Genomic DNA, 24,259 nt, shown 5'->3' on the forward strand with positions numbered 1-24,259 from the left:
GATTGAATCCTGTTCTATACGACTTTAAACGTGGTATACTAAGACTTTCTGTGGTAGTAGCAATAACATTGTTTATATTAGCTGGTGCAGGCCTAGCATATATGACTATTCAGACAATGGTTGGCACAAAAGTACCTTACATTGAGTTAGTGGCTATGTCAACTCTAGATATCGAAACAGGAGTTTTGGATCTTGAGGGAATAGTTTTTGATATCTCAACCATGAAAGAACTTGGTGGGGTTTTTGAGTACAGGTTTACAGTTACAAACATATCTGGGTTTAAAGTAGGGGCTCAACCCGTAGTTGTTTGGTCAACTAGAGATAGTGTTAGGTTTAGTGGTAAACTCAATATCAGTAAAAACCTTGGCTCGCTTATCAAATACAATAGTAGCGAATATCTTTACTCATTGCAATACAATATAACAACATATCTTGGTTTAAAAAGTGGTGAAATACATTATGAACGCAGTAATGTGAATAGAAGCATTTATTGCTCAACTAGTGGAAGTTACAGTTTTCATGTACTGGGATCTGTTGAAACATCAGGAGCTGGTATTTTTGGAAAAGCCTCGTTGATGTTTATAAAATTCTCTAACTCAACAATAAAAGTTGTTATAGCTCTATGCACCCCATTGGCTAAAGACAGTTTTGAACTGTATGTTGGTGAAGTAAAAACAGCAAGACCACAGCAAGCGTTTTACATTACTACAAAGCCTCCTAGCTTGGATGAGCTAAAGAACTACACATTAGTGGGTACAGTAACCAATGGAGTCAATATATTGGATGTGCCACAAAACTTTAGCAAGGTCACGCAAATAGCTTTTGTGCTTATACAACCTAGCAAAACTCTCTATGTGCAAGGCGTTGTACCGGTTATGCAGAGAATAGGAACAACAGCAATGTATGTGGTTTTCTCACTTCTAGGTCAAGCAGATGTTTTCACACGATTTTTCCCAATTTTAATGCTGTATCTAGCATATGTATACATTGCTAAGCCAAGATCTCAAGGAGCACTAGAATTCGTACTTGCTAGACCAGTTACAAGACTAGAACTTTATTTAACGAGATTATTTGCAGGGATTCTAGTAGTTGTTGTAGCCTCGGCACTATTCTATCTCGTGGCAATAGCTACAATAGCAACTATTATGGGAATTGTTTTTGAAAGTTACACCTATATCATGATGTATCTAGGCATAGCTGTTTCGCTCATGGCCTTCTACAGTCTATGCTACGCCTTATCAGCAGCTCTCAAAGGTGGAAGATATTTAGCAGTTTCAATATTTGTATACATATTCTTCACAGTAATAATACAGATAATAATCTCCATAGTAGCAATTTTTGCAGTAAAGCCAGGCCCAAACTTCGTAGAAAACATAACTAAGTTAAGTTATCAAATGGCATACTTCTCTCCACTAGGCTTCAACGAATTCTCAAAATACTTCACTATGAAATACTATGAGACAAAGTATGGTGTTGGATTCACACCACCAGGGGTAGAAGATATTGCAAATCCAGTGTTGGTAGGGGTATCAGCTATTGCCTGGATTGTTATACCAGCTTTGCTTGGATGGCTAGTGTTTAGAAAAGCTAATTTGAGTAGTTAAAGCATCTATGCAAAATGTTGAATTTGGTTTGGCGCCGGGGGCGGGATTTGAACCCGCGCGGGGATGTTCCCCACCGGCTCTCCAGGCCGGCCCCTTAGACCACTCGGGCACCCCGGCACATTTGCTTCAAGTATATGTCTACCAATTCTGCTAATACTATAATTTTTAGAAATTTTTGTTTTTAAATGTTTTTATTTTAGCTGGTTATAAGTCTAGTTTTCTTGATAACAATACTTTGTATCCTTTTTTAGATGCCTTCACCTCAACATTGCCAAATGTTTTCCTCATTAAATTCTCAACTTTTTCAGCACCTTTTCTTGCAACAATTTGCAGCGCACCATCTTTTTTGAGGTGTTGAGGTGCTTCAACAATTATTTTCTCTACCACTTGTGAACCTGCGGCAAATGGGGGATTGCTATAGATTGCATCAAAAACAATGTTTTTTACTGGCTCGTAGAGATTTCCATGAAGAATCACAATGTTTTCTTTGCTAAGCTTATTTCTAACAACATTTCTTTCCGCTAATCTCACAGCCTCCTTGTTTATATCAACCATGTACACTTTGAGACTTGGATTAAGCTTAGCTAGCGTTATTCCTATTACTCCATAGCCGCATCCAACATCCAATACAGTACCGCTACTAGGTATTTCAGCATGTTCTAGAAGAAGCTTTGTACCCTCATCAACACCCTCATATGAGAACAGCCCTGGGACAACCTCAAACTCTACTGTAACTCCTCTAACAACATCGGATATGAGCATGTACTGACCTTTTCTCCTAACCCTTTCCGAGTAATAGTGTTGATCACTCATATTGCTTGTTCCTTCTTAGACTTTTTCCATAGAGATGGGTAAACATTTGGCTGCATAACAACACGCTCAATATTTACAACAACTCCTTTTTCACTCTTCAAAACCTCTTCCAAATCCATTGCACTTTTACCAATAGCCACAAGCTCACCTTTCAAAGTGAATATAGCCACTCTCTCACCCTTCTTCAAATCATCCGATACTGCAACAACACCTGGAGCTGCTAGCTGAGCTCCATGGGCAATAGCATCAACAGCAGAATCTCTTATCAAGATTCTTGGCAAGTGAGCAACTATGTACTCTCCAGGTAAAACAACTTTGCGTATTAGAGTATCATCTTTGTATCTATTAAGAAGGTAAAGAGCTTCGCTAACATCATGCATTGTTACAATGGGTAGATCCTCTCTTATATGAGCAACCATTGTTCTTCTAAGTTCTCTCATGTGAGCCTCAACACCAAGCAAAAGCCCAATATCGTGACACAGCTTTCTTATATAAGTTCCAGACTCGCATCTAACCTTGAACAGCACATGCCTATTCTCAAACTCTAGAAGATCAATAGAGTAAATCTCTTTAATTCTCAAAGACCTTTTAACAGATGATCTCAGAGGAGGCCTTTGATAGATTTTACCAACAAATATTTTCATAACCTCAACAAGCTTATCACGATCAACAATATCGTGAAGCTCCATTAAAGCAACATACTCTTTGTATGAATGCATAAGCAGGCCTATAACCCTAGTTGCATTCTCCAATGCTACTGGCAAAACACCTGTTACCTTTGGATATCCCCGCCCAAACCCTTCTAGGGTTTGGGCTCTAGGGTTCCCCCATGGCCAGCCTTAGACACTCCAAACATTTTCTTAATCCATGCAACAACCTCGTGACTTGTTGGACCAGGTGGCTTGTCTAGTGGTATTAAACCATAGCTTATATAAACATCTACTGGTCTTTCAAATGGGTAAAACCCGTATCTAGGATCTGTCTCAGCTTCTGACTTCACAATATAGTTACGCTTTTTGTTTGCAACTTCATCAAGTTTTTTCAAAAAAGCAAATCCCTTACTGCTTTCTATTTTCATGGCTAGCACACTAAAAACAATATTGCTTAATAGTGTAAAATACTCTTTTCTGTACCCAGTTAGAGCATTTATTTTTTGAGAAGCATTGGTGTAAGCTTAACCTTTACTCTTTCCTTCATAAAATCTATGAGCCCTGCTTGCTCCAATGCCTTAGCAACTTCCTCATCAGATGCTCCTTTAGGAATCTCTATCTTTTTGTCAAGCACCTCAATATGGTTGATATTACATCTTCTTCTCTTTACACCAGATACTTGCTTAGGTCCTGTTACAAGCACATAGTTCTCATCTATTATATCAACTATTACGCATTTCCTACCAGCTTCTCTACCAGCTATTTTAACACATATTCTACCAACTTCTATTGCTGGCATAACCAAATACTCACCTCTTTTCGCGGTGGTTATATCTAATTGGAAAGGTTTTTAAGCTATATCTCTAGCTGTTTTTTGCATATAATTGCAAGTGCCTTGTCAATAATTTCAACTATTTCATCCGGAGAAAATCTCTCGCTGTTAATAACCAAGTCAAAATCTGTGTAATCAGTAATGTCTATGTTGTATAGCTTTAGAAATCTGCCTCTCTCTATCTCCTCCCTCAATCTGGTTTCTCTAAAAACCTCATCAAGTGGTCTTCCATCTCTTTCAGCAAGCCTCCTAACTCTAACATCAAAACTAGCAACTATAGCTACTCTCAAATTAGCCAAACCCTTTAACAGCCATGGCGATGCATGACCATCTATAACAACATTACCTTTCTTAGCCTCTTCTTTAGCTATGGAGTCAAGCATTAAATCAATGGATGGATCCTTAGCAGCAACCTCACTTAATTGCTCAAGAGAAAGCCCACGCTCCTTAGCAATTCTTCTAAAAATTTGTCCTATAGAAACATGTCTCAAGCCATATTTCTGGGCTATGAGCTTTGCAATTGTTGTTTTCCCACTTCCAGGAGGCCCCCCAATAGCCACAACAATTTTACATTGCAGATTCTCTCACCACATTCTTCAAAACCTCTCTTAAACAAGATGCACACAAAACTCCACCAAACATTCTCTCAGGTCTTTTCAAGGTTCTTGGCAAGCTTCTTCTCAAACTCTCTTTTATTGGAACACCATTCAACACCTTACCACATCTAGCACATCTCATTGGGGTATTCTCTCTTTTCTCATAGTGTACAACAGTTTTGCCACCTGGTGTTCTTCTATATATTCTCTTGTATGATCTGGATCTAAGTCCAGGTCTTGGCACAGCAAATCACCTAGCTAAATCAAAATGTTTTCATGTCTCCACTTATAAGCTTTTAAACAATGTCTTCAAATATCTATCCATGCCCATATCTTGAAAGAGTAAAGAATCTCATACAAAAGCATACTCTTTGTCATATTCATAATTCATGTGTTAATACAAATTTTAACTAAGGTATTTCTTTGTGTAGTAATCATATAGTGGGAGATATAATATGAATACCAGAAAATGTATCCATATAAGTGATATGCTACATCCTGTTATTGTTGGAAATGCTATTGGGATTGGAGCTAAACACGCACCTTTAATACTAACAACATCTATGTAGTAGCCAAAAACAGCTATTGATATAAGTAGATATAGCACAAGCGCTATTATATATGATGTGAATGGTATTATGAATTGAAACATTGATAACTTGAAAATACTTCCTCTAACCTTTCTTATTTGAGATGATGCAACAATATACTTTTTTCTGCTTATATGAGCTTTTCTAACAGTTCTTTCTATTCTAGCACTTTGCTCAGCTATTCTATACCTTCTAACTATGGATATTACAGCATATAGTGCAAGACTATTTATTGCAATGCTTATTGCAAGTGCCATTACTATTACTGGATTCAGATACTACTCACCCAATAGCCTGCTAAGCATTGGATACATTTCAAGTGTTCTTTCATAGACTAGCAACTGGTAGTAGTTGTAAACTATTCCAACAGCAAGCAAAATCCCTGTTCCAGTGCCGTAGCTTCCAAAAATATCGCCAACAAGAGATATAATAGCAACAGCTAGCGAACTAAACACTGTGAGTGGGTATATGTATCTAGCCAAGTAAGATGCTAAAACCCTTGGATTTCTTCTCATACCAGGAATCTCAAGACCAGATTTTACCAAGTTCTCTGCCTGCGCCTCTGGATTTAGCCCAGCTATTTCAACCCACAGCAAGCCAAATAGAATGCATAAAACCATGAACATCACAGTATATGTTATTGCTTGCCAAGGTCTATAAACAAAGGAGTATAGTGTTGGTGGCGAGAGGTACTGTCTTATATTGTTAACAGTATCGACACCAATATAGTTTTGAAGCAGACTTAGAAACAGTATAATATCGGATATTAGTATACCTGTAAGCAAAACAGGTATGTTTGTTACATAGAGTAGTTGCAAAGGCACCTTAGTCTTTATACCACCATATCTGCTTATAACAATTGGCACATTAATTCTTGCAGCATTTAAGTAAGACAAGATGGCTATTAGGAATAGCGATGTTAAAAATCCGACAATGGTTGGATAGCCCATTGCCAACCTCTCTACAAATATATACCAGAAGTTTAGCGTGTTGCTTCTAACAGAATTTACAATATATGGTATTAAGCCATATACCTCTCCACCAGACTGAATGGGGTGAGGTGTTAAAAGATCTCCGAAAAATCTCCATGCAACACCTATTAAAATAAATAAGCTAACACCGCTACCAAGTCCCCAACCCTTCTGCACAGCTTCATCAAGCATAATAATTATTATGCCGCCCCAAATAAGCTGAGCAACAACAGCTACCTTAACCCATATTGGAACAGCCTGGGGAACATACCAGTAAACACCACTAACAACAAAACCCGTTGCCTCAACAATAGCAAGTATAATTCCAAGACCTTTAGAAGCTAGTGTAAAGTTCTTTCTAGCCTCAGGATCATTCAAATCAATATTAATTATTTTTGCACCAACAAGTATCTGAAGTATCAAACCAGCAGTAACTATAGGGCCTATACCAAGCTGTGCAAAAGTTCCTGATTGCATAGCTAGAATGATGCTTATAATTGGTGATATAGCACCTCTACCAGCTACCTGAATACCATAAAGCTTTGTTGAAGCAAGCATGACATAAGCTATTGCAACTAGCATAGTAAATAAAAGTCTCTTTCCCAACGACACTTTCCTAACAGGTCTAGGTGCTGAGGGTATTACAAGCCCCAGCTTTGCCAATACTTCAATTACTCCCAATACCTACACCCACTCAAACACTCATTAAACTTTTAACCATTTAGATCCTCAGAAAATTTTTATTGAAGAGGTAAATAAGCTATTTGGATTACAACCAAAGCCTTATTTTCGGCAATTATAATGAATGTTTCAAGTTTTGCTTTACATCTCCATAGAGAATATTTATTTAGAATACTTAATAGCAGATTTGTATCTGAGCAAATACTGAAAAATAATGAGCTTTGATACTTGGATATAGGTAAACTATTGCTATATTTTCTGTATAACTCCCCCGATCTTCTCTACTTTCTCCTTAGCTTTTTTAGAATATGATGAAACAAGAACCTTGACTGGAAACTCTATTGATCCACTTCCCAACAACTTATTTATACCCATTTTAGATAAATCCACAACAATTTTTCCATTTTCGGTAACAGCTGTGTTACTTTGAATCATTTTCTTTACAATCTCATTTAAATCACTAATATTTATTGCTCTTACCTTAACACTTTCACCTCTTGGAACAAAACCTTTTTTGCCAAACCAGTCTTTAAAATACTTCATAACCCAAGACCATTTATGTTTATGCATTCCAGCAGCTCCTCTGCCTCCTCTCGAACCAGATTTTCTGTGCTGACCTATGCTACCCCATCCCCTGTTTCTATATCCATGCATTTTCCTACTTTTCTTTTCTCTTCTAACAACCATTTCACATCATCCTCAACAATAAATCATTTATTTCCTTGCCTCTATAACCCAGTTCACCACCATCCTTATAAGGTTTCTTAATACTTCCCTTGAATCCTTTTGATGGTGGATGCAATCTGAATAGTGGCTTAATGCCATACTTGTTGAGTTTGTGGAAAAACACCTTGTTTTCAAATATTGCTTTTGCTAATTCCTCTACACCATCTAGCCCAAGAACCTTCTTCACATATTCATCTGTTAACGGCTTGTTACCTACAATCCTTCCTCTAGACCTAAGTAATTGAACAAGAACATGAAAATCTATTTCTCCCCATGTGACCCAGTCCTTAACCTTCTCCAACATTCCTTCAATATCAGATGTTGCTGGATAAATTACACAGGTAAACTTTCTTGTGAGTCTTAGAAGTCTCAATGTATACTCTATCTCCTCTGGTGTATCAACAACTCCTCTTAGTCTTATTATTGCATATATCTTGTTGCTTGCTACTCCCATGCCTTCTTACCCCAGTCAACTGGTGTCACAAATTTGTTTGTGTTTTTAAGAGCATTGTAAACAGCTTTAGCAAAGTTTATTGTGGTTCTAGTCTCGCCTTTGCTAAAGGTCCACACATCTCTTAAGCCAGCTAAGCGCAGAATCACCTTACCAATTTCTCCAGCTACAATACCTACGCCAAGAGGTGCTGGAATCAATGTAACTTCAACACTTCCTGCTTTTCCACGAACCCTAAATGGAACTGAGTGTGGCTCGTTACAACTACACTCCCAGCTTCCACAACCACGCCTAACAGGAACTATATTCAGTTTAGCATCTATAGTCGCCTTTTCTATTGCTGTTCTCAACTGCTTTGCCTTTCCAATTCCTAAACCAACATATCCATTCTCATTACCAACAGCAACCACAGCTCTAAATCTTGAGATTCTACCAGCATCAGTCATTTTCTGAACTAGCACAACATCCAAAATCTCTTGCTTTAGATTTGGAAGAAGAATATCCACAATTTCGGGCTCCATTATAACAGCATTCATAGCAAATATCTGATCTATTGAAGTTATCTTACCTTCTTTAACTAGCCACCCAAGTCTTGTTCTCGGAGTCCACTCCTCAATGCTTATACTCATAGCATTCTCACCTATTTCCAGATGTTAAAAGATTGATAATAGTTTCAGCATTTTTATCCTCTGGTATAGCAGAATAAACATTCAATATATAGTTTTTCACTTGCTCAAAATGCTCAACAATATTTCTTGGATCAAACCCAGCCTTTAGCAAAGCAGAGAACTGTCTATTGAATTTCTCTGGGTCTTTCTCACTAAGCATTTTAGCATACTCAGCTATTGTAACCCCCCTCAACCTGTCATCACTTGGCAACATCTCTTGATCTACCGGAACCTTTACACCACTATCAATCACACCTTTTATTACTGCAAAAATCTTTGATCCTTTAACAGGTCTGTGAAGACCTATGTCAGGCACAGCCTCCTTAATCCCAAGTTTGCTTGCTCTTAATCCAGCTAAAAGCCCTACCAAATATGCAGCTGGAGTATTCTTTGTTCCAGCTTTCCATCCAAACAGCTTCACAAGCTCTTTGCTATGCGCAGAAACTAGTGTATAGTCTCCAACAGGTGTTGGATAAACAAATTGTGCAAGAACATATTTATTAGTCTTTCTTATTACCAATATCACATGCTTATTTCTAACAAGTTTGTATCTCTTATGATAATTTGTCTTTCCCTCTCTTCTCCTTCTCTTAGCAACCTTATAGCTAGGTCCATGAGCCAACTCCTACTCACCTATAACTTTGAGGCAAAATATTTTGGTCTCTCATATACCTTTTAAGCGATGATAAACTATCAAATGCACCTCCCTTAGCCTTTCTATACAACATTCTGTATGTCCTCTTATCTATAACCCCATTATCTCTAAGCCATTTTAAGAACCTTCTAATTTTCCTAATTCTACTTATCCACATCTCCCTTGGTTTTGCCCTAGCACCTACAGAACCTTTTCTCTTACCTTGTCCTCTGTGTCTTCCACTTTTGCGCTCTTCATGAAATTCTCTCCACCTCCCCCTGGAATTGCTCTTAACAGGCTCAACATATATCACACCATCCTTTATCAGTCTTCTTATCTCATCCTTTGTAACAGCACCTTCTATTCTATCAATGGCGGATTCATCAAACTTTATTTTAGACTCGCCAACACCAAGTATTTCTGCTGCCAATCTTCTTTGATAACTCAAATCCATACTTTATTTCACCTCTCGTTAGCTACTTTAAATCCTTTTGACTTAGCCAACTTGATTAGCTCTAGCCTCTTTTTAAGACCTACAGCAGAGGCTATATAGATTATATGCTGCATTGGATCCAGACTCTCCATATCCTTAGCACTTGCAATCACAACAGGCTTTAACCCACTTGGATGCAGGTTTCTTATCTCATTAGGAGTTCCATAACCTGTAGATGCCTTTGGTGGATAACCTTTAAGAGCTAGTCTAACAGGATTGTCCTTTCCCCTAGGCTTTTTCCACTTCAAATTATTTTGAAACTTAGCAAATTTCCACCAACACCATCTCAGAAACTCTGGTTTTTGCAACCTCAGTTTTAATTCTAGAATTTTTCTTCTTTTTCTAAGATTCTTTAAAACACTTAATCTTTTTGACAATAACTCATTGTACTCTGTACTCATTCAATAACACCTCTTTCATAAATGTATACCCCATCTACAAATATTCTCCTATCCTTATCCCTAACCTTAGTAGCAATCTCTATATTTGCAGCAGTTTGTGAAACCTTCTCCAAATCAATTCCCTCAACAATTATATCCTTTCCCTCAACCTTGACTCTAACACCCTCCAATATCTTTGCTTTTCTAGGAGCTCTTTCACCAAGAAAATTCTCCACAACAACATAATTACCAGAAATTTTCACGTTAACAGGAAAGTGTGAGGAAATAACCTTTAATTTATATTTCCAACCCTTTGTAACACCAGTTATCATATTCTCTATATGGGATGCTATTGTATACAACAACGCTTTTTGTTTGCTATTGGCAAAAAACGTTTCTAAAACTATCTTCCCATTCTCCATTCTAATATCAATATTCTTGGCATAGCCAAAATCTCTTACAAGTTCTCCTTTGGGCCCCTTAACCTTAACTACTTTATTACTAATCTCTACCTCAACGCCATTTGGAATATTTATTTGTTCAATTATGTGAACAGCCTTAGCCAATTTTCAACACCTTTTAGTATACATAGGCTATTAGAATACCTCCTATTCTCTTCTCAATAGCTTCTCTATGAGAGAGAACACCCTGATTTGTTGTTAATATTAATAATCCAATGTCTTTAGATGGTAAATATCTTCTTATGTAATGAGGCATTTGAAGAAGATCTCTATACGATACAGCAGTTCTTGGCTTTATAGCCCCTGCCCTATTTATTCTACCCATTAGCTGAACTAATATCTTTCCCCATCTCCCATCATCAATATACTCAAACTCTCCTATGTAACCATATTTCTGCATAACTCTCAGCACTCTTATGATGAGTTTAGAAGCTGGCCATATCAATGCCTCTGACCTTCTTCTTGCCTCAGCATTAGTTAATGTTGCGAGAGCATTTGAGAGAGTATCCATTGTTGTCATGTGTTGTCACCCTAGTTAAACTTTCTGAATCCCATGATCATAGCTACTTCTCTAAAGCATTGTCTGCAGAGATATATGCCATACTTTTGTATAACAGCATCTCTATTACCACATCTTCTACACACTTGAACTCCACGACCATATTTTCTTTCTGCAGGAGGCCTGAACTTGCCCATTCACTATTCACCTTAACCTGAGACTTTTGTTCCAAACAAAATTTCTAGAAGAAGTATGCTCTCCTCCCTACTTACCCTATGTCTATTGGGTATTGATAACACTTTTCTTCTACGTCTCTTCATAATTCTGAAACCTGGTCTTTCAAGTGTTAGTGCAACATCCATTCCAAATATTCCTATATCAGGATCGTATCTTACGCCAGGCAAAAGCAAATGCTCTTTTATTCCAAATGAGACATTGCCATATTTATCAAATGAAGACAGCTTAAGTGTATTGTTAACAGCGTAAAGAGCTTTTCTAAGAAACTCCAATGCTCTTTGACCACGCAAAGTAACAACAGCAGCTATGGGCTGTCTTCTACTAATGCCAAACTCCCTTATAGTTTTCTTTGCTTTGCGAATAGATGGTTTTTGCCCAGTTAACTGTTCAAGTAATCTAGCTGCTTTTTCAAGTCTTTCAGATGCTCCACCCACGCTAATGTTTATAGTTACTTTAGCTATTCTTGGAATTAGCATTGGCTTCTCTCTCCACTTCTTTAGTATGTTATTAACAACATCTTGACTTAAAATAGAACTTGTAAAGCTTTCAGGTATGGATGACAATGTTAATGAGCCATTTCTTATAATTACTAAAGACATTTAACCACCTTTGCATTTATGCAATTGTTATCAATGGTTTATCAACACCAATAACCAAAATATAATCCAAAATTGTTTGGAATCTATGGCCCTGCAAATCTTCTAGCATAACAACTGATCTTCTTTTCTTCATGCCAGGCCTAATATCGATGCTTATTATTTTTCCAACCCTCCCCACATTTCTACCATCAACTACAACAGCAAGTTTCCCTGGCTCCAACTTTATATGTTGCAAAATATTTTGTGATGGCACCTCTATTAGAAGTGAATCAAGGGTTGATATATTGGATGCTTCCACAGGCTTTGTAGGATCCTTGACTTTAATCAAAATGTTTCTTCCATCAATTAAATTAAGCTGTATATGTCCTCCATTTACAGTGGTTTTGTTCTCTACTCTAACTATTTTTAGAAAGGCCTCCTCCTTTGGGATTTTAACATACCATAAATACTTTGTGGGATATGGAACAAAACGAGCATAAAAGTCTATATCGGGTATAGAAATAGTGTCCATTAAACCAACAGGAAACTTATAGTCTCTTCTAACAACACCATCAACAAGAATCCTTCCATCAAAAATAATTCTCTTCGCCTCTCTAGCAGTTTCAGCTAAGCCAAGAACATCTCTAACTACAACAAGCAAAGGCAAGCTTCTATCAATTGGGTGAGGACCTGGCAAAGGCTTTACAACCCATTTATACTCCTTTCTAAGAATGGGCCAAAACCATGGAGCAGCCAATCTTTTTAGATGTCTAGAATTGCCCATTTTAGCCATGAGACATCGCCTCTAGGCTTTTTCAGCAATTTTCTTCTGCTCTTCATTTAAAGGCTTTGCCTTACCCTTCTTAACTAGTTCTTCTCTACTTCTTTGTCTTCTCTCAATTATTTTTCTTCTAACATCATCAACCTCTCCAAGCTTCACAATAACAACTTTTGATGGATGTATGGGATATGGAACATCTGTTCCATCAGCCTTTTTTATTGTTACCCCCTCCACATGTATTCTAGTTCTCTTTAAATCAACATCTAAAACCTTGCCTTCGTGTCCCCTCCAATCGCCTCTAACAATTCTAACAACATCATTTTTTCTCACATACAGTCTCTTAATTCCAAGTTCTCTAGCCAAATCATCAGATAGAGGTGCTGTTAGCAATCTCCATCTAAGATGAAGTGGAAGGTTAAACAACTTCTTTCTTTGTTTTCTTGGCAGCTTTGTTTTAAGCTCCATAGCAGCTTAACACCCATCAAATGACTATTGTAGCCATGTTGGCTATTTGAGGCCATCTCTCAACAGCTTCTCTAGCCACGGGCCCTCTAATCTCCTTACCCTTTGGTGTACCATCTGGATTTACCAAGACACATGCATTGTCTTCAAATGCTATCCACGTGCCATCAGGTCTTTTAAAAGGCTTTTTCTGTCTTACAATTATGGCTCTTGATATTTGGCCTCTTAACTCAGGATTACCCTTCTTAACAGTAACTATAACCATGTCACCAACAGTTGCAAAGGGTACTCTTCTCAATCTTGTTTTTACACCTACTACACCCACCACCATTACCTCTCTTGCTCCACTATTATCAGCAACAACAAGTCTAGTTCCATTAATTATACCTGCAACTCTTCTTCTTCTCGGAAACGCTGCTCCTGTCTTGGCTCTTTTCACAGCCATTATCTACTCACCCACCTTCGACTTTCCAATTACTCCTAAAACAACAAAAGACACACTTTTTGCAAGAGGTCTTGTCTCGCCTATAAGCACTATATCACCTTCTTTAGCTGATATACAGGGTGGGTTATGGACATGAATTCTACTTCTTCTTCTTTCATACCTTTTAAATTTTCTAACCCATACAACATATTCTCTTTCAACAACAACTGTATTCTGCATTTTTGCCTTGATAACCTTTCCAGTTAGTAACAACCCTCTTACACTAACGTTTCCATGCCAAGGACATTTATCATCATTACATGTTCTTTCCGGTGGTTTTAGACCAGGATACACAATACCTATGTTTCTAGTCCTCGTATTTTGCTGTATAGACATGTTTTACTCACTACGCATTACTCTTATAGCTTCTTATTTTTGTCTCTCAAACTTTTTAAGTCTATCCTCAGGCCTTCCAAAAATCTTGTTACCATCAACAAAGACTTTTTCACCTGTTTCTGGTATAGTGAATATAAATAATCCACCCTTCTTCATAACTGTTACAATTTTCTTGCGATTATAATCAGCTATTCGCAAAGTATTCATGGTCTCATCTACAACAATTCCGCTCAAGCCTTTTAGTGTTGGATCTAAATGAGACACAACCTCAACGTATAAACCTATTAATTCATGATATACCAAATTACTACCTGTTCTAAGCATGTTTGCTCTGACCCTTTGACTCTTCGTTCAATACTGTCAAAATTCTTGCAATATTCTTTCTCACTATTCTTATTCTTGCTACATTTGTTAATGTTCCTGTTCTGGCTTGTGTTAAAAGTCTTAAAAGTTCAAGTCTCAACTCATTCAAAAGCCTTAATCTTTCTTCAAAACTCATAGACCTTATCTCATCAGCTTTAAGAGGTCTATCACTCAACCAGCATCACCTATGTCTTTTGTTCCTTAACCTCTGTTGCAGGGCTAACGATTTCAACATGATCAGATGTGAGACCAGGTTTTGTTATCAAAACCTCAACACCAAATATACCAGGCTTTAACAAAACATGTGCAACAGCTCTATCAATAAGCTTTAAGCTTTGCTCTCCTGATTTATACACCTTTCCAGCTTTTAACTTCTCATAGCGTGCTCTTTCAGCCACGAGCTTACCACTAATAACAATTTCACAGCCTAGTGCACCAGCTGCCATAACTCTTCTGAGAGCTATGAAACCTGCTCTTCTAAAGTGAACACCTCTTTCAAGAGCCATTGCAATATTGAAGGCAACAACTCTTGCATTGAGATCTGGGTTTTCAGCTTCAACAACTGTTATTTGTGGATTTTCAATGCCAAATAACTTTTCTAAAACAGTTTGTATTGTTTTTAGTGTTTGTCCTTTGCGACCTATTATAAGACCCGGTCTCAATGCATATATTATAACCCTTGTGCCAAGCGGTGTTCGAATAATGTCAACACCTGCATAGCCAGCTCTCCAGAACTTGCTAGCTAGATACTCATCAACAGCAACTTTCTTTATTCCCTGCTCTATAAAATACCTCTTTATATTTACCATAGATACTACACCTCAGCAACAATTACCTCAACACTAGTATGTGTTCTAAACCACGGTGTTGCTCTGCCAAAGGCTCTAGGCATCCACTTCTTGAGGTAATAGCCTCTGTGAGCAGCTATGTGAACTATTTTCAGCTTTTCCGCATTAAGACCTTTGCTAATAGCATTATTCTCAACATTTTCAAGCAACTTCAAAATGTTTTTAGCTACTTTCACAGGGTATCTTCCTATTGGGCTTTTAAAATCACTCCATCTACTTGCTAATCCACGTTTATGGCCAATACTAAGCTTGTACCTAGTATATGGTATAGGCTCCTTCAACTCTATTACTCTTTTAAGCAATTCCTTTGCTTTACTCAACTCCATACCTCTAATAACTTTACACACTTCATAAGCTTCCTTAAAAGACATTGGCACATCTCTAATAACAGCTCTAGCAGTCCTCTCCTCACTTACTCCTTCAAGTTTTGGATATCGCCAATGCCCCATTCATTTACGCACCATGTGACTAGTCAAAATTAGCACATCTTACTTAAAAATCAATATCAAATACAGTATGTGTTATTTAAGAGGAAATAAAAGCTTTATTGAATACCTACAAACCTATTAAAACCAGTCAAGTACTGTTTACTGCAAAAATCATGAGTCTTAAGCTTATTAACTCATAAATGTATATGACTAGGTTGCTGGTGACAAAATATGGTTGCTAGCTTAAAGCGTGTTAGCGATGTTGTTTGGGTTATTCCGAAAGAGTATAAGAGATGTATGAAGGTTCCTGCCATAATATATGCCGATGATTTTTTGTTAAACAAAATGAAGGAGGATGCAACATTAGAGCAAGCAGCAAATGTTGCTTGTTTACCAGGTATTGTGGGGGCAAGCTATACTCTTCCTGATGGTCACCAAGGCTATGGTTTTCCAATAGGCGGTGTCGCGGGTTTTAATTTGGAAACTGGTGTTGTTAGTCCAGGTGGTGTTGGGTATGACATTAACTGTGGTGTGAGGGTTTTAAGAACAGATCTAACTGTTAAGGATGTGAAGCCCAAGCTTAGGGAAATAGTTGACTTAGTATTTAGGAATATTCCAAGTGGTGTTGGAGCAACTGGAAAGATTAGGCTAACTGAAAGTGAGCTTAACAATGTTCTTGAGGAGGGAGCTCAATGGGCATTGAGACAAGGATATGCAACGGAATATGATATAGAGCATACAGAGTCTAAGGGAAGGCTGGAGTGGGCTGATGCATCAAAAGTTAGTAGAAGAGCTAAGGAGAGAGGAGCTCCACAGCTAGGTACATTGGGTAGTGGAAACCACTTTCTCGAAATTCAAGTAGTTGATAAGATATATCTTCCAGATGTGGCTAAGAAAATAGGTATTTTCGAAGAGGGGCAAATAACAATAATGGTTCATACAGGCTCTAGGGGCTTGGGACATCAAGTTGCTAGCGACTATTTAATGGTTATGGAGAGAGCGATGAGAAAATATGGAATAGAGGTGCCAGATAGAGAATTAGCAGCTGTTCCATATAACAGTAATGAAGGAAGAGACTACTTTGCAGCAATGGCTGCTGCAGCAAACTATGCTTGGGCAAATAGACAGCTAATAACACACTGGGCTAGAGAGTCATTTGCAAGAGCATTTGGCTTTGCAGATTACGAAAAACTTGGAATAAGGATGATCTATGATGTAGCACATAACATTGCTAAAATAGAGGAACACGAATTTGAGGGAAGAAGAATGAAGCTTGTAGTACATAGAAAAGGGGCTACAAGAGCTTTCCCACCTCAACACCCAGAGATACCAGCTGACCATAGAGAATTTGGACAAATAGTATTAATTCCAGGAAGCATGGGTACTGCAAGCTACATAACAATACCGAATACGGGTGCTAAAGACTCTTGGTGGTCAGCCCCCCACGGAGCTGGGAGATGGATGAGTAGAGCAGCAGCAATAAGAGCTAAGTCACCAAGAGAAGTTATTGAAGCATTGGAGAGAAAGGGAATTCTTGTAAGAGCAGCTACCATGAGGGAATTATCTGAGGAAACACCTGAAGCCTACAAAGACGTTGATAGAGTAGTTGATGTTGCTACACGTGCCCATATAGTAAAACCTGTTGTTAGAATGATTCCAATAGCTGTTGTAAAGGGTTAAACAATCGTTGAAATAGTTATAGCCCCCGCAGAGACCCCGTGCACACACTTGCCAACGGCTCATTGATTGCACGGGTCGGCCGTCGACGGGGGCCTGAATATAGAGTGTGCTAGATACACCAAAATATTTTTATTTACATGAACTATTTAAACTAAATTTATATACCGCACCACATTCTAATTTTCTGGTAATGTATAATGCCTAAAATACCTGTGAAACTTGTAGATTGGAGTGATATTGTCGAATGGAGTTGGGGACTTGCGAAAAAGATTGAGGAAAGCAATTACATACCAGATGTGGTAATAGCTATTTCACGTGGTGGCTATGTGCCAGCAAGGCTTTTGTGTGATTTCTTAGGTGTTGAAAATCTACTATCAATTCAATCACAGCACTGGACAGAGGCTGCGAAAAAAGGTGAAAGAGCAATAATAAAGTTCGAGTATGTTATAGATCTCTCGGATATGAAGGCATTGCTTGTTGATGATATTGTCGATACAGGAGACTCGGTTATTCTTGCCAAGGAGTATATTCTAAGAAATTGGAAGCCAAAGGAGTTGCGCACAGCTGCATTGCAGTGGATATCATCAGTAGCTAAAATAAAACCTGATTACTATTTCATGGAGGTTAGGGAGTGGTATTGGTTTCAATACCCATGGACTAGGCTAGAAGATGTTACTCAGTTTATTAAGAGAATACTAGAATCAACGTATAAGGAAAGTGGAAAAAGTACTTGGCGTGTTGAGGAATTGACTAAAGAATTCAAGGAGTGGTATGGAATAGAAGTTGACAAAAGATACATTGATGAAGCTATAAAAATGCTTATTAAGAAAAGAGTTATTAAAGCAATTAACAATGAACTGGTATATCTACCTGGATAAGTGCATCATGTAAACAAGGATAATAATATATGCTCTCTACATGTAATGCTAAACTTGATGAGATACTATTCTCAAAGCCTTCTAAAATCATTATATATGGTATTGCAGGTAGTGGAAAAACAAATTTTTTATTAAATATTCTTAAATGTTCTAAGCTCAACAACAGTAAGATTGTTTTTATATCAACTGAGGATCCTGTATTCCTAAACAGAGTTATGGATCTTGGCATAGACTCAAGTAATATATACTTTGCCTTTGCTTTAAGCCAGGAACACCTTCTTTCACTAATTCTTGAAAGCTTAAAATATGATGTTGTTATGGTAGCTATTGATAGCATCAACCATTTGTATAGAGTTGAATCTGAAAGTAACAAAGGAATTAATATATTTGTTAATATCTTGGTAATATTAGATGCATTACATAGTAAGGGAATAACAATTGTTGCCAGTGCTCAAGTGAAGCTTGAAGAGAATATTGTTGCAGGATTTGAGTATCTTAGTTTATGGGCTGATAAAATAATTGAATTGAAGATACTGCCAAATAAGATGAGAAGCATAAAACTTGTTAAACCATTATCTCAACATGAGTACAGGTTTGTGATAACAAGTAAAGGGATAGAGTGGATACATAGGGACTTTAGCATGTAGCAGCTACATATTCTAAAGATATATCAGGTTTTAGGGAGTAGAAGATTCACTGTTTTTCTTTAAGATTTTACTCATTAACTCAGGATATTTGCTTCTTAGCCTATACTCAACATATTTATCCTCTGGTGAAAATCTTGGTGGATGGGGTACAATTGTTTTACTACCACATTTTGGGCACAAATCTTTTAATGTGTATAAATTACATTTTGGGCATTTTTTAATTCTCCACTTCATTACTATTATCCTTTTTGTATTTCCTCTCTTTCAAAGCTATATGAGTCTATCTCCATATTTTTTGCCAGTTTATCTATGAGACTACTTATCTTGTTGAAAACTTCCTCAGCTGTTTTATAATCATGAGCCTCTATTTCAATTCTATATCTGGGAGCCCCTATGGTGTATACATCTAGTTTGACTTGAGAACTCAGGGAAAGATTCTTGATTTCTGTTAGAAGCTTCTTTATTCTCTCAACACCATCTGGTTTATAGGAAATGATCTTGGCTATACCTCTTATTCTAACAGTTTTTATTGTAATATGTTTCTCTGCTTCCTCATATATTGCCTTAGCCCATTGCTCATTTATACCAACTTCAACAAGTTTTTGAGACCCCATCATAACAGCGTCTTCAAGTATTGATAAAGGATCCATTCTTTCTAAATGTACCCAAACCTCTTTATAGGCTTCATCAAGTGACTTTCCTAGTTTTTTAGCTGTTAACTCTACTATTTTTTGAGCTTTTTGCATCCTTTTCCACCGCAGCATTTTGATTCTCTTCTCACCTTCCATTACCCTCTTCAAAGAAATGTCAACTTCTATTCTTGTAGGCTTTTTCTCAACTCTAATAACTTTACCAACAACAACTTGCTTTTCTTTCAAAATCTCTCTAATATCCTTAACATATTTTGTGCTTATTTCACTCCATGGAATAAAAGCTTCTAGATTTTGATACTCTAAAAGATCTGCGTAAGCACCATAATCAAATACCTTCTTTACTTGAGCAACAACTAATTCCCCTATTTCTGGCACTCCTCTTCTTCTAAAAGGTAGGCTCATATAACTGCACCCTACTGCAAAATAAGAATTGGTTGATAAGAAATTTTTATTTCTATCTTACTTAACCAAGTACTCTAACAGTTTCAGCATTAACTAGTTTTGCTTTTCCGCCAGTAGGTTGCACAATTACTGTGCCACATACCAAGCATCTTACAGGAAATGTTGCATGGTCAAATACAGGCTGTTCATTTCCACAAACATTGCATTTTACTCTAATGAACTTGCTTCGTGGTTCTGGTATTAATATTTTCCTCTTTTTAGCCAATTACCTCACCCATGCTTTTCAACCAATTCTGATTTCTTTAACCTAATTCCCTTTCTATGTAGGATATAACCACATTTGGAGCATTTAAGTTTTAAAACAACTTTCTTTGTTACTTTAGCAAATCTTTTTTGCTCTGGTTTTCTTTTTGAGCCGTAACCTTCTTGCTTTCTCAAGTATCTTCTTTGTCCCTCAGCCAGGGTTCTTCTCTTGCCATGTTTATATATCGCTACGCTATGTTCTGTATGCGTTCTACATTTGGGACAATATGTAACTATAGCTTTTGGTATTTTCACTGCAATCACATCTTAAATTAGTTACTTCTGCAAGTTTTACACACTTTAGCAGAATTTATAAGCAATATTGTTAGAATGGCTCAATTATTTCCACAAATCCCAGCGTAGAAAGATGTGCTGCAACATCAATTGGCAAAAGCGTTATGTATTGTGGCAAGGCTAATGAGAATTTAATTTGGCAAGGTTTTAAAATTTTGCATAGCACAACTCCACCTGGTAGCAACATAGATTTCTGTATAGCATTATTAAACATGTTTAGTGCATTACTTACTTTCTTCAAAAATGATCCTACAGCTTCATCTTCTAACACAATCTCTTCTCTTATAGCCTTTAATACAGCAAGCATAGATAAGGTTGCTGTTATTGTTGAAACATTCTTTTCAAACTCATTGCACAACTCCATCAGCTCCCTAGCCTCATCACCACTACACCAAATCTTCATATCCAAATTCAATTTGTTTATACTCTCAATAAGTTCATTAATTTCTTTAGAACTTATCTTCTCATCGCCTAACACCTTATCAAAAATTGTTTTTACTTTCTCATAAATCTCCATATACATCGCTATTTCAATCACCTTACAGATATAAGATTTGCTACACCTTTAAAAATAAGGTAAGAGGCATAAGCATATTCTGCAACTATTATATCACCTCTCTTCAAATTAAATTCCCGATCAATTATTTTTATGGAAGGCAAATCTACAACAATTCTTATTTTAAGTAACTCATTTACATTGCTAATTGAAACATTGTGTGCATTTAATTCAAATTCTGCTATATCCTTGATTATAAATGCTTTCCAACCTGTTTTTCCATTTATGCTATTTGGTATTCTAACAAGGTGTGTAGTATCTATGGTGACCTTAGAATCTATTGGAATTGACAGCTCATTAACAATATCATCAATTTGATTTGACAACACCTCTACTAATTGCAGCATTTTTACGTATTCAATTTTTTCCGTGTAGCCCATTAGAAAACTTTTTACATCAGGATCTGAAACTCTTTTTAGAAGAGATAACGCTATTCGCCTTCTCAATCCACCATCAACTATTCTTGGCACTAAATACCCTTGTCCCTTTTCCTTTTCTTTATAGTGCACATACATATTCCTAATATATTTTTTATCAAAATCACTTAATGTGATATAAGATACTATTTCTCTTCTTGTTTCAGAATCAATCTTATCAAATGGTTGTGGCAACTCAACTATTAAATGAAATCCTCTATTTCCAGAAAAACTTGCTTTATAATTTGTAAACCCAAAATCATTTTCAATAATATCTATAAGGCTAATTAAGTAGCTATAGGCTTTTTCAATACAAGTTTTATCCACATGTTCAAATTTTTTAAGCTCCAAATGGCAATATGGACACTCTTTCTCATCGCTTTTCGCTATATAGCCACAAGAAGGACAAAATCTGAACTCTATGACATTATTTTTGCATTCAGGAATCTCATTTGCATCTATATCAAATACTAAGTCGCTTCCTATCCACCCTTTCTCAGACATGTTATTGTTTCCTGGAAAAGAATATTTTGCTGAGGAATAATACAAGTGTCTAGGAATATTCACGGTTATGTAACTTATTAATTGTGTAGGAGAGTCAAAAGATAAGTGACGAACATAATAGTCAGCATCAAATGGTTGCAGAGCTATTTCTCTAAGTGAAATATCTTGAGGTAGTTCTAAAGACGCATTTCTATAATACTCTTTAAATTTCTCTTTAAAAAAATCTAGTTCTTTTTCTTTTCCTCTTCTCTGAGACACTCCACATCACAAAGGCTTTGTTACTCTACTCTTGGTGCTATGAAAACTTTTAGAGAGGCTCCTCCAATTAAATCCAAGTCTATTTCACAAGGTATTTCAGGTGCTAATCTAATAGTAGCTGTTTCAGCTAGTTTTGAAAGTTGTGTTAAAGTTGATACATACTCCATTGAATACATGTTAGTGAATTCATTTACATCCTCAGCTATTTGATAATCTATTAACGTTCCCGTTGCTGTATTAAACAAAAACTCTACCTCACCTAGTTCTGTAGAGGCCATTAACGACAGACCATCTTTTAAAACTCTGAACTTTGCAACATCCCCTACATCTTCTAATATTGATAAAGCCAATGATAATGCAGGTCCAAGAATCTTAGCAACAACCTTGAATTCTAGAGATAGCTCTGGCACCTCTTCATATGTTGATGATATTAATGGTAGTATAAATGTTCTTTCTGTACCTCCCTTAGATATTAGGGATAGGCTTAGTCTACTACCATCACTAGATATTGCAAGCTTATCTGATTTAGAAGCTCTTCTAAGTATTTTTGACACATTTTCTAGGTTCAAAAACAATGTTTCTTCTTTTTCAACAACATATTCCTCGAAGGCTGTAAGAGGAATACTAAAATCTATTAACATTACTCTACTTGGATCCATAGCCCTGATTCTAACACCTTGGGTAGGGCTTAATTTCATACCTACAACTTCTAAGTAATCTGCAAGAGTTCTCAAAACATATCTCCAAACTCTAGCATCGCTAAATACAAATCTAATGTTTGAAGAGCTACTCACTTTTTACACCAAGAATAAAAGTCATTTGTTAAACGAAATATAAATGGTGTGCTTAAATAAAAATTTCTAGTTATAGACACTGCAAATCCTTTGGTTTTTCCATCTTAAACCAGTTTTTACTTATAATCAATTTGCATCTATATCGATTACAAGATGCATCTATGCATCTACAGTTCATAGCTATTAAATTATTTCCTATGGCTGTAAGCAGCTCTAGTACTTTATTCAAAGAGCTCGTGATTGTGCAGAGTGTTAAATCGCTTGATTTTGCACTTACTATTTCTATTTTCTGAAGATCCTCATCAAACAGTATTATTAGCTTGTCTCCCTCTTCAATATTAAGTAAAAGTCTTAGAGCAGAGGGTATAGTTATTCTTCCCTTTACATCAACCTTTACTATGTCTGCATACATTACAATACCACTGTTTCTATGTTCTTGGCGCTACCCAGATTTCTACCTTACTTCCACCAGTTATCTCAAATGATATTTTCAATGGTTTGTCAGAACCAAATGATATGCTACACTCATCTGCAAGGTTAAGAAGCTTTGCAATAGCCTTTAAATGCTCAACACTATACTTTGCAATAGTATTGCTTACAGTGGATTCTAGATATGTTAGTGGGTGAAACTGCTTTAGAACGGTTTCATATGATCCTAAATCACCATGCGCAACAACCTTTATTCCATTTAGTTCTGAAGAATATATGAGTGACATCTCCTCTCCTACAATACTAACATCCTTTATTATAGATACAAGCTCACTTGAAGGAAGATTTGCAGAAACTTCAAGCTCAACATTTATTGATCCTATTCTATCAAAGCTCACTTCTGATAGGGGCACGGCATATTCTCTTTCTACATTATTCCTAACATTGAAGACTCTTACTTTCAATTCTCTTCCTCCAGCCATATACTCAAATGTTACCTTATCTCTTTTTGAAGCTCTTCTTAATGATTTGACAAATTCATCTCTATCAGCAATTATTCTAACCTCTTCACTAACACTATATTCTTCAAATGCTACTGATGGAATTGAAAATAGAATCATAGATACCTTGTCAGGAGAAAGAGCCTCTATAGAGAACTGATCTAGTGATATAACAATTGGTATTTGATCTACAATACTCTTCAATGCTTGTGCAACAACCTTTATTACTGCACCAACAGGATAAGTTATTCTTGCACTCATATTGCTACCTCAAAACAAAATTTTACCTTTCCAAATCTATAAAATTATCGGCTAAAATACTTAGTATTTTTGAGGTGATGCTGAATAAAAATTGAGATTTTCACAATACTTGGAGGAT

The 24,259-nt window shown here is 36.7% G+C and carries 39 protein-coding genes and 1 tRNA gene; 4 read left to right on the forward strand and 36 right to left on the reverse strand.

Annotated elements, in window-relative coordinates; genetic code table 11:
- Nucleotides 1-2 precede the first annotated feature (2 nt).
- The gene (locus QPL79_RS00920; protein ID WP_285272906.1) at nt 3-1,604 is read left to right on the forward strand and encodes an ABC transporter permease; all 1,602 of its coding nucleotides are present in this window, start codon (nt 3-5) and stop codon (nt 1,602-1,604) included.
- A gap of 29 nt (nt 1,605-1,633) precedes the next feature.
- On the opposite strand, the gene QPL79_RS00925 is transcribed toward QPL79_RS00920, so the two are convergent.
- The 27 genes from QPL79_RS00925 to QPL79_RS01055 all read right to left on the reverse strand — a co-directional run bounded on the left by QPL79_RS00925 (nt 1,634) and on the right by QPL79_RS01055 (nt 15,587).
- Nucleotides 1,634-1,721, reverse strand: a tRNA-Ser gene (locus QPL79_RS00925).
- 87 nt (nt 1,722-1,808) lie between these two features.
- Complete coding sequence (locus QPL79_RS00930; protein ID WP_285272907.1) at nt 1,809-2,417, reverse strand: class I SAM-dependent methyltransferase; 609 nt, start codon at nt 2,415-2,417, stop codon at nt 1,809-1,811.
- Nucleotides 2,414-3,181, reverse strand: a complete 768-nt coding sequence (locus tag QPL79_RS00935) for an RNA-guided pseudouridylation complex pseudouridine synthase subunit Cbf5 (protein ID WP_285272908.1) — start codon at nt 3,179-3,181, stop codon at nt 2,414-2,416. Before QPL79_RS00935 ends, QPL79_RS00930 begins: the two co-directional genes overlap by 4 nt.
- Nucleotides 3,182-3,219: 38 nt before the next feature.
- The gene (locus QPL79_RS00940) at nt 3,220-3,495 is read right to left on the reverse strand and encodes a tRNA pseudouridine synthase A (protein WP_285272909.1); all 276 of its coding nucleotides are present in this window, start codon (nt 3,493-3,495) and stop codon (nt 3,220-3,222) included.
- 68 nt (nt 3,496-3,563) lie between these two features.
- The gene (locus QPL79_RS00945; protein ID WP_285272910.1) at nt 3,564-3,866 is read right to left on the reverse strand and encodes a 50S ribosomal protein L14e; all 303 of its coding nucleotides are present in this window, start codon (nt 3,864-3,866) and stop codon (nt 3,564-3,566) included.
- Between the two features lie 56 nt (nt 3,867-3,922).
- On the reverse strand, nt 3,923-4,459 hold the full coding sequence (gene cmk, locus QPL79_RS00950; protein ID WP_285272911.1) for a (d)CMP kinase: 537 nt from the start codon (nt 4,457-4,459) through the stop codon (nt 3,923-3,925).
- Nucleotides 4,460-4,466: 7 nt separating this feature from the next.
- Nucleotides 4,467-4,739 carry a 50S ribosomal protein L34e gene (locus QPL79_RS00955; protein ID WP_285272912.1) on the reverse strand — a complete coding sequence of 91 codons (273 nt, stop codon included), beginning with the start codon at nt 4,737-4,739 and terminating at the stop codon, nt 4,467-4,469.
- Between the two features lie 162 nt (nt 4,740-4,901).
- Nucleotides 4,902-5,342, reverse strand: a complete 441-nt coding sequence (locus QPL79_RS00960) for a hypothetical protein (protein WP_285272913.1) — start codon at nt 5,340-5,342, stop codon at nt 4,902-4,904.
- 21 nt (nt 5,343-5,363) lie between these two features.
- On the reverse strand, nt 5,364-6,737 hold the full coding sequence (secY, locus tag QPL79_RS00965) for a preprotein translocase subunit SecY (protein WP_285272914.1): 1,374 nt from the start codon (nt 6,735-6,737) through the stop codon (nt 5,364-5,366).
- Nucleotides 6,738-6,986: 249 nt separating this feature from the next.
- A complete protein-coding gene (locus QPL79_RS00970; RefSeq protein ID WP_285272915.1) occupies nt 6,987-7,424 on the reverse strand; it encodes an uL15 family ribosomal protein in 438 nt (145 codons plus the stop codon).
- A gap of 1 nt (nt 7,425) precedes the next feature.
- Nucleotides 7,426-7,917, reverse strand: coding sequence for a 50S ribosomal protein L30 (locus tag QPL79_RS00975; protein ID WP_285272916.1), 492 nt, complete (start codon nt 7,915-7,917; stop codon nt 7,426-7,428).
- A complete protein-coding gene (locus QPL79_RS00980; RefSeq protein WP_285272917.1) occupies nt 7,908-8,543 on the reverse strand; it encodes a 30S ribosomal protein S5 in 636 nt (211 codons plus the stop codon). Before QPL79_RS00980 ends, QPL79_RS00975 begins: the two co-directional genes overlap by 10 nt.
- A 7-nt stretch (nt 8,544-8,550) precedes the next feature.
- A complete protein-coding gene (locus QPL79_RS00985) occupies nt 8,551-9,204 on the reverse strand; it encodes a 50S ribosomal protein L18 (protein ID WP_285272918.1) in 654 nt (217 codons plus the stop codon).
- Between the two features lie 7 nt (nt 9,205-9,211).
- Complete coding sequence (locus tag QPL79_RS00990; RefSeq protein WP_285272919.1) at nt 9,212-9,670, reverse strand: 50S ribosomal protein L19e; 459 nt, start codon at nt 9,668-9,670, stop codon at nt 9,212-9,214.
- A gap of 8 nt (nt 9,671-9,678) precedes the next feature.
- Nucleotides 9,679-10,110 (reverse strand): 50S ribosomal protein L32e, encoded by a 432-nt coding sequence (locus QPL79_RS00995; RefSeq protein ID WP_285272920.1) that lies wholly within the window; start codon nt 10,108-10,110, stop codon nt 9,679-9,681.
- On the reverse strand, nt 10,107-10,655 hold the full coding sequence (locus QPL79_RS01000) for a 50S ribosomal protein L6 (protein ID WP_285272921.1): 549 nt from the start codon (nt 10,653-10,655) through the stop codon (nt 10,107-10,109). Before QPL79_RS01000 ends, QPL79_RS00995 begins: the two co-directional genes overlap by 4 nt.
- 13 nt (nt 10,656-10,668) lie before the next feature.
- The gene (locus QPL79_RS01005) at nt 10,669-11,070 is read right to left on the reverse strand and encodes a 30S ribosomal protein S8 (RefSeq protein ID WP_285272922.1); all 402 of its coding nucleotides are present in this window, start codon (nt 11,068-11,070) and stop codon (nt 10,669-10,671) included.
- A gap of 11 nt (nt 11,071-11,081) precedes the next feature.
- The gene (locus QPL79_RS01010) at nt 11,082-11,246 is read right to left on the reverse strand and encodes a 30S ribosomal protein S14 (RefSeq protein WP_285272923.1); all 165 of its coding nucleotides are present in this window, start codon (nt 11,244-11,246) and stop codon (nt 11,082-11,084) included.
- A 12-nt stretch (nt 11,247-11,258) separates the two neighbouring features.
- Nucleotides 11,259-11,885 (reverse strand): 50S ribosomal protein L5, encoded by a 627-nt coding sequence (locus QPL79_RS01015; RefSeq protein ID WP_285272924.1) that lies wholly within the window; start codon nt 11,883-11,885, stop codon nt 11,259-11,261.
- A gap of 16 nt (nt 11,886-11,901) precedes the next feature.
- A complete protein-coding gene (locus tag QPL79_RS01020) occupies nt 11,902-12,657 on the reverse strand; it encodes a 30S ribosomal protein S4e (protein ID WP_285272925.1) in 756 nt (251 codons plus the stop codon).
- A gap of 12 nt (nt 12,658-12,669) precedes the next feature.
- The gene (rplX, locus tag QPL79_RS01025) at nt 12,670-13,110 is read right to left on the reverse strand and encodes a 50S ribosomal protein L24 (RefSeq protein ID WP_285272926.1); all 441 of its coding nucleotides are present in this window, start codon (nt 13,108-13,110) and stop codon (nt 12,670-12,672) included.
- Between the two features lie 16 nt (nt 13,111-13,126).
- A complete protein-coding gene (locus QPL79_RS01030) occupies nt 13,127-13,552 on the reverse strand; it encodes a 50S ribosomal protein L14 (protein WP_285272927.1) in 426 nt (141 codons plus the stop codon).
- Between the two features lie 3 nt (nt 13,553-13,555).
- Nucleotides 13,556-13,927: a 30S ribosomal protein S17 gene (locus tag QPL79_RS01035; RefSeq protein WP_285272928.1), complete on the reverse strand. Its 372-nt coding sequence runs from the start codon at nt 13,925-13,927 to the stop codon at nt 13,556-13,558.
- Between the two features lie 33 nt (nt 13,928-13,960).
- Nucleotides 13,961-14,251 carry a ribonuclease P protein component 1 gene (locus QPL79_RS01040; RefSeq protein WP_285272929.1) on the reverse strand — a complete coding sequence of 97 codons (291 nt, stop codon included), beginning with the start codon at nt 14,249-14,251 and terminating at the stop codon, nt 13,961-13,963.
- Nucleotides 14,244-14,465 carry a 50S ribosomal protein L29 gene (gene rpmC / locus QPL79_RS01045; RefSeq protein WP_285272930.1) on the reverse strand — a complete coding sequence of 74 codons (222 nt, stop codon included), beginning with the start codon at nt 14,463-14,465 and terminating at the stop codon, nt 14,244-14,246. The genes QPL79_RS01040 and rpmC overlap by 8 nt, the downstream gene beginning before the upstream one ends.
- Nucleotides 14,466-14,475: 10 nt before the next feature.
- Entirely contained in the window at nt 14,476-15,099 is a 624-nt protein-coding gene (locus QPL79_RS01050; RefSeq protein WP_285272931.1) for a 30S ribosomal protein S3, read from the reverse strand.
- A 5-nt stretch (nt 15,100-15,104) separates the two neighbouring features.
- Entirely contained in the window at nt 15,105-15,587 is a 483-nt protein-coding gene (locus QPL79_RS01055) for a 50S ribosomal protein L22 (protein ID WP_285272932.1), read from the reverse strand.
- A 210-nt stretch (nt 15,588-15,797) separates the two neighbouring features.
- Between QPL79_RS01055 and QPL79_RS01060 the strand changes: the two genes are divergently transcribed.
- From QPL79_RS01060 to QPL79_RS01070, 3 genes are all read left to right on the forward strand, one after another.
- Entirely contained in the window at nt 15,798-17,246 is a 1,449-nt protein-coding gene (locus tag QPL79_RS01060; RefSeq protein ID WP_285272933.1) for an RtcB family protein, read from the forward strand.
- A gap of 197 nt (nt 17,247-17,443) precedes the next feature.
- A complete protein-coding gene (locus tag QPL79_RS01065; RefSeq protein WP_285272934.1) occupies nt 17,444-18,124 on the forward strand; it encodes a phosphoribosyltransferase in 681 nt (226 codons plus the stop codon).
- A 29-nt stretch (nt 18,125-18,153) separates the two neighbouring features.
- Nucleotides 18,154-18,771 carry an RAD55 family ATPase gene (locus tag QPL79_RS01070; protein ID WP_285272935.1) on the forward strand — a complete coding sequence of 206 codons (618 nt, stop codon included), beginning with the start codon at nt 18,154-18,156 and terminating at the stop codon, nt 18,769-18,771.
- 30 nt (nt 18,772-18,801) lie between these two features.
- Here the strand turns inward: QPL79_RS01070 and QPL79_RS01075 are convergent, their stop codons facing one another.
- The 9 genes from QPL79_RS01075 to QPL79_RS01115 all read right to left on the reverse strand — a co-directional run bounded on the left by QPL79_RS01075 (nt 18,802) and on the right by QPL79_RS01115 (nt 24,141).
- On the reverse strand, nt 18,802-19,005 hold the full coding sequence (locus tag QPL79_RS01075) for an RNA-protein complex protein Nop10 (RefSeq protein ID WP_285272936.1): 204 nt from the start codon (nt 19,003-19,005) through the stop codon (nt 18,802-18,804).
- Between the two features lie 5 nt (nt 19,006-19,010).
- Nucleotides 19,011-19,826 carry a translation initiation factor IF-2 subunit alpha gene (locus QPL79_RS01080; RefSeq protein ID WP_285272937.1) on the reverse strand — a complete coding sequence of 272 codons (816 nt, stop codon included), beginning with the start codon at nt 19,824-19,826 and terminating at the stop codon, nt 19,011-19,013.
- 61 nt (nt 19,827-19,887) lie between these two features.
- A complete protein-coding gene (locus QPL79_RS01085) occupies nt 19,888-20,091 on the reverse strand; it encodes a 30S ribosomal protein S27e (protein ID WP_285272938.1) in 204 nt (67 codons plus the stop codon).
- 5 nt (nt 20,092-20,096) lie between these two features.
- Complete coding sequence (locus tag QPL79_RS01090; RefSeq protein WP_285272939.1) at nt 20,097-20,384, reverse strand: 50S ribosomal protein L44e; 288 nt, start codon at nt 20,382-20,384, stop codon at nt 20,097-20,099.
- Nucleotides 20,385-20,454: 70 nt separating this feature from the next.
- On the reverse strand, nt 20,455-20,940 hold the full coding sequence (locus QPL79_RS01095; protein WP_285272940.1) for a hypothetical protein: 486 nt from the start codon (nt 20,938-20,940) through the stop codon (nt 20,455-20,457).
- A gap of 17 nt (nt 20,941-20,957) precedes the next feature.
- Entirely contained in the window at nt 20,958-22,157 is a 1,200-nt protein-coding gene (locus tag QPL79_RS01100) for a DNA primase small subunit domain-containing protein (RefSeq protein ID WP_285272941.1), read from the reverse strand.
- A gap of 20 nt (nt 22,158-22,177) precedes the next feature.
- A complete protein-coding gene (locus tag QPL79_RS01105; RefSeq protein ID WP_285272942.1) occupies nt 22,178-22,951 on the reverse strand; it encodes a beta clamp domain-containing protein in 774 nt (257 codons plus the stop codon).
- A 70-nt stretch (nt 22,952-23,021) separates the two neighbouring features.
- A complete protein-coding gene (locus tag QPL79_RS01110; protein WP_285272943.1) occupies nt 23,022-23,363 on the reverse strand; it encodes an AbrB/MazE/SpoVT family DNA-binding domain-containing protein in 342 nt (113 codons plus the stop codon).
- Nucleotides 23,364-23,379: 16 nt separating this feature from the next.
- Nucleotides 23,380-24,141 (reverse strand): beta clamp domain-containing protein, encoded by a 762-nt coding sequence (locus QPL79_RS01115; protein WP_285272944.1) that lies wholly within the window; start codon nt 24,139-24,141, stop codon nt 23,380-23,382.
- Nucleotides 24,142-24,259: the final 118 nt, after the last annotated feature.

The sequence above is a fragment of the Ignisphaera cupida genome, from assembly GCF_030186535.1.
Lineage (GTDB): Archaea > Thermoproteota > Thermoprotei_A > Sulfolobales > Ignisphaeraceae > Ignisphaera > Ignisphaera cupida.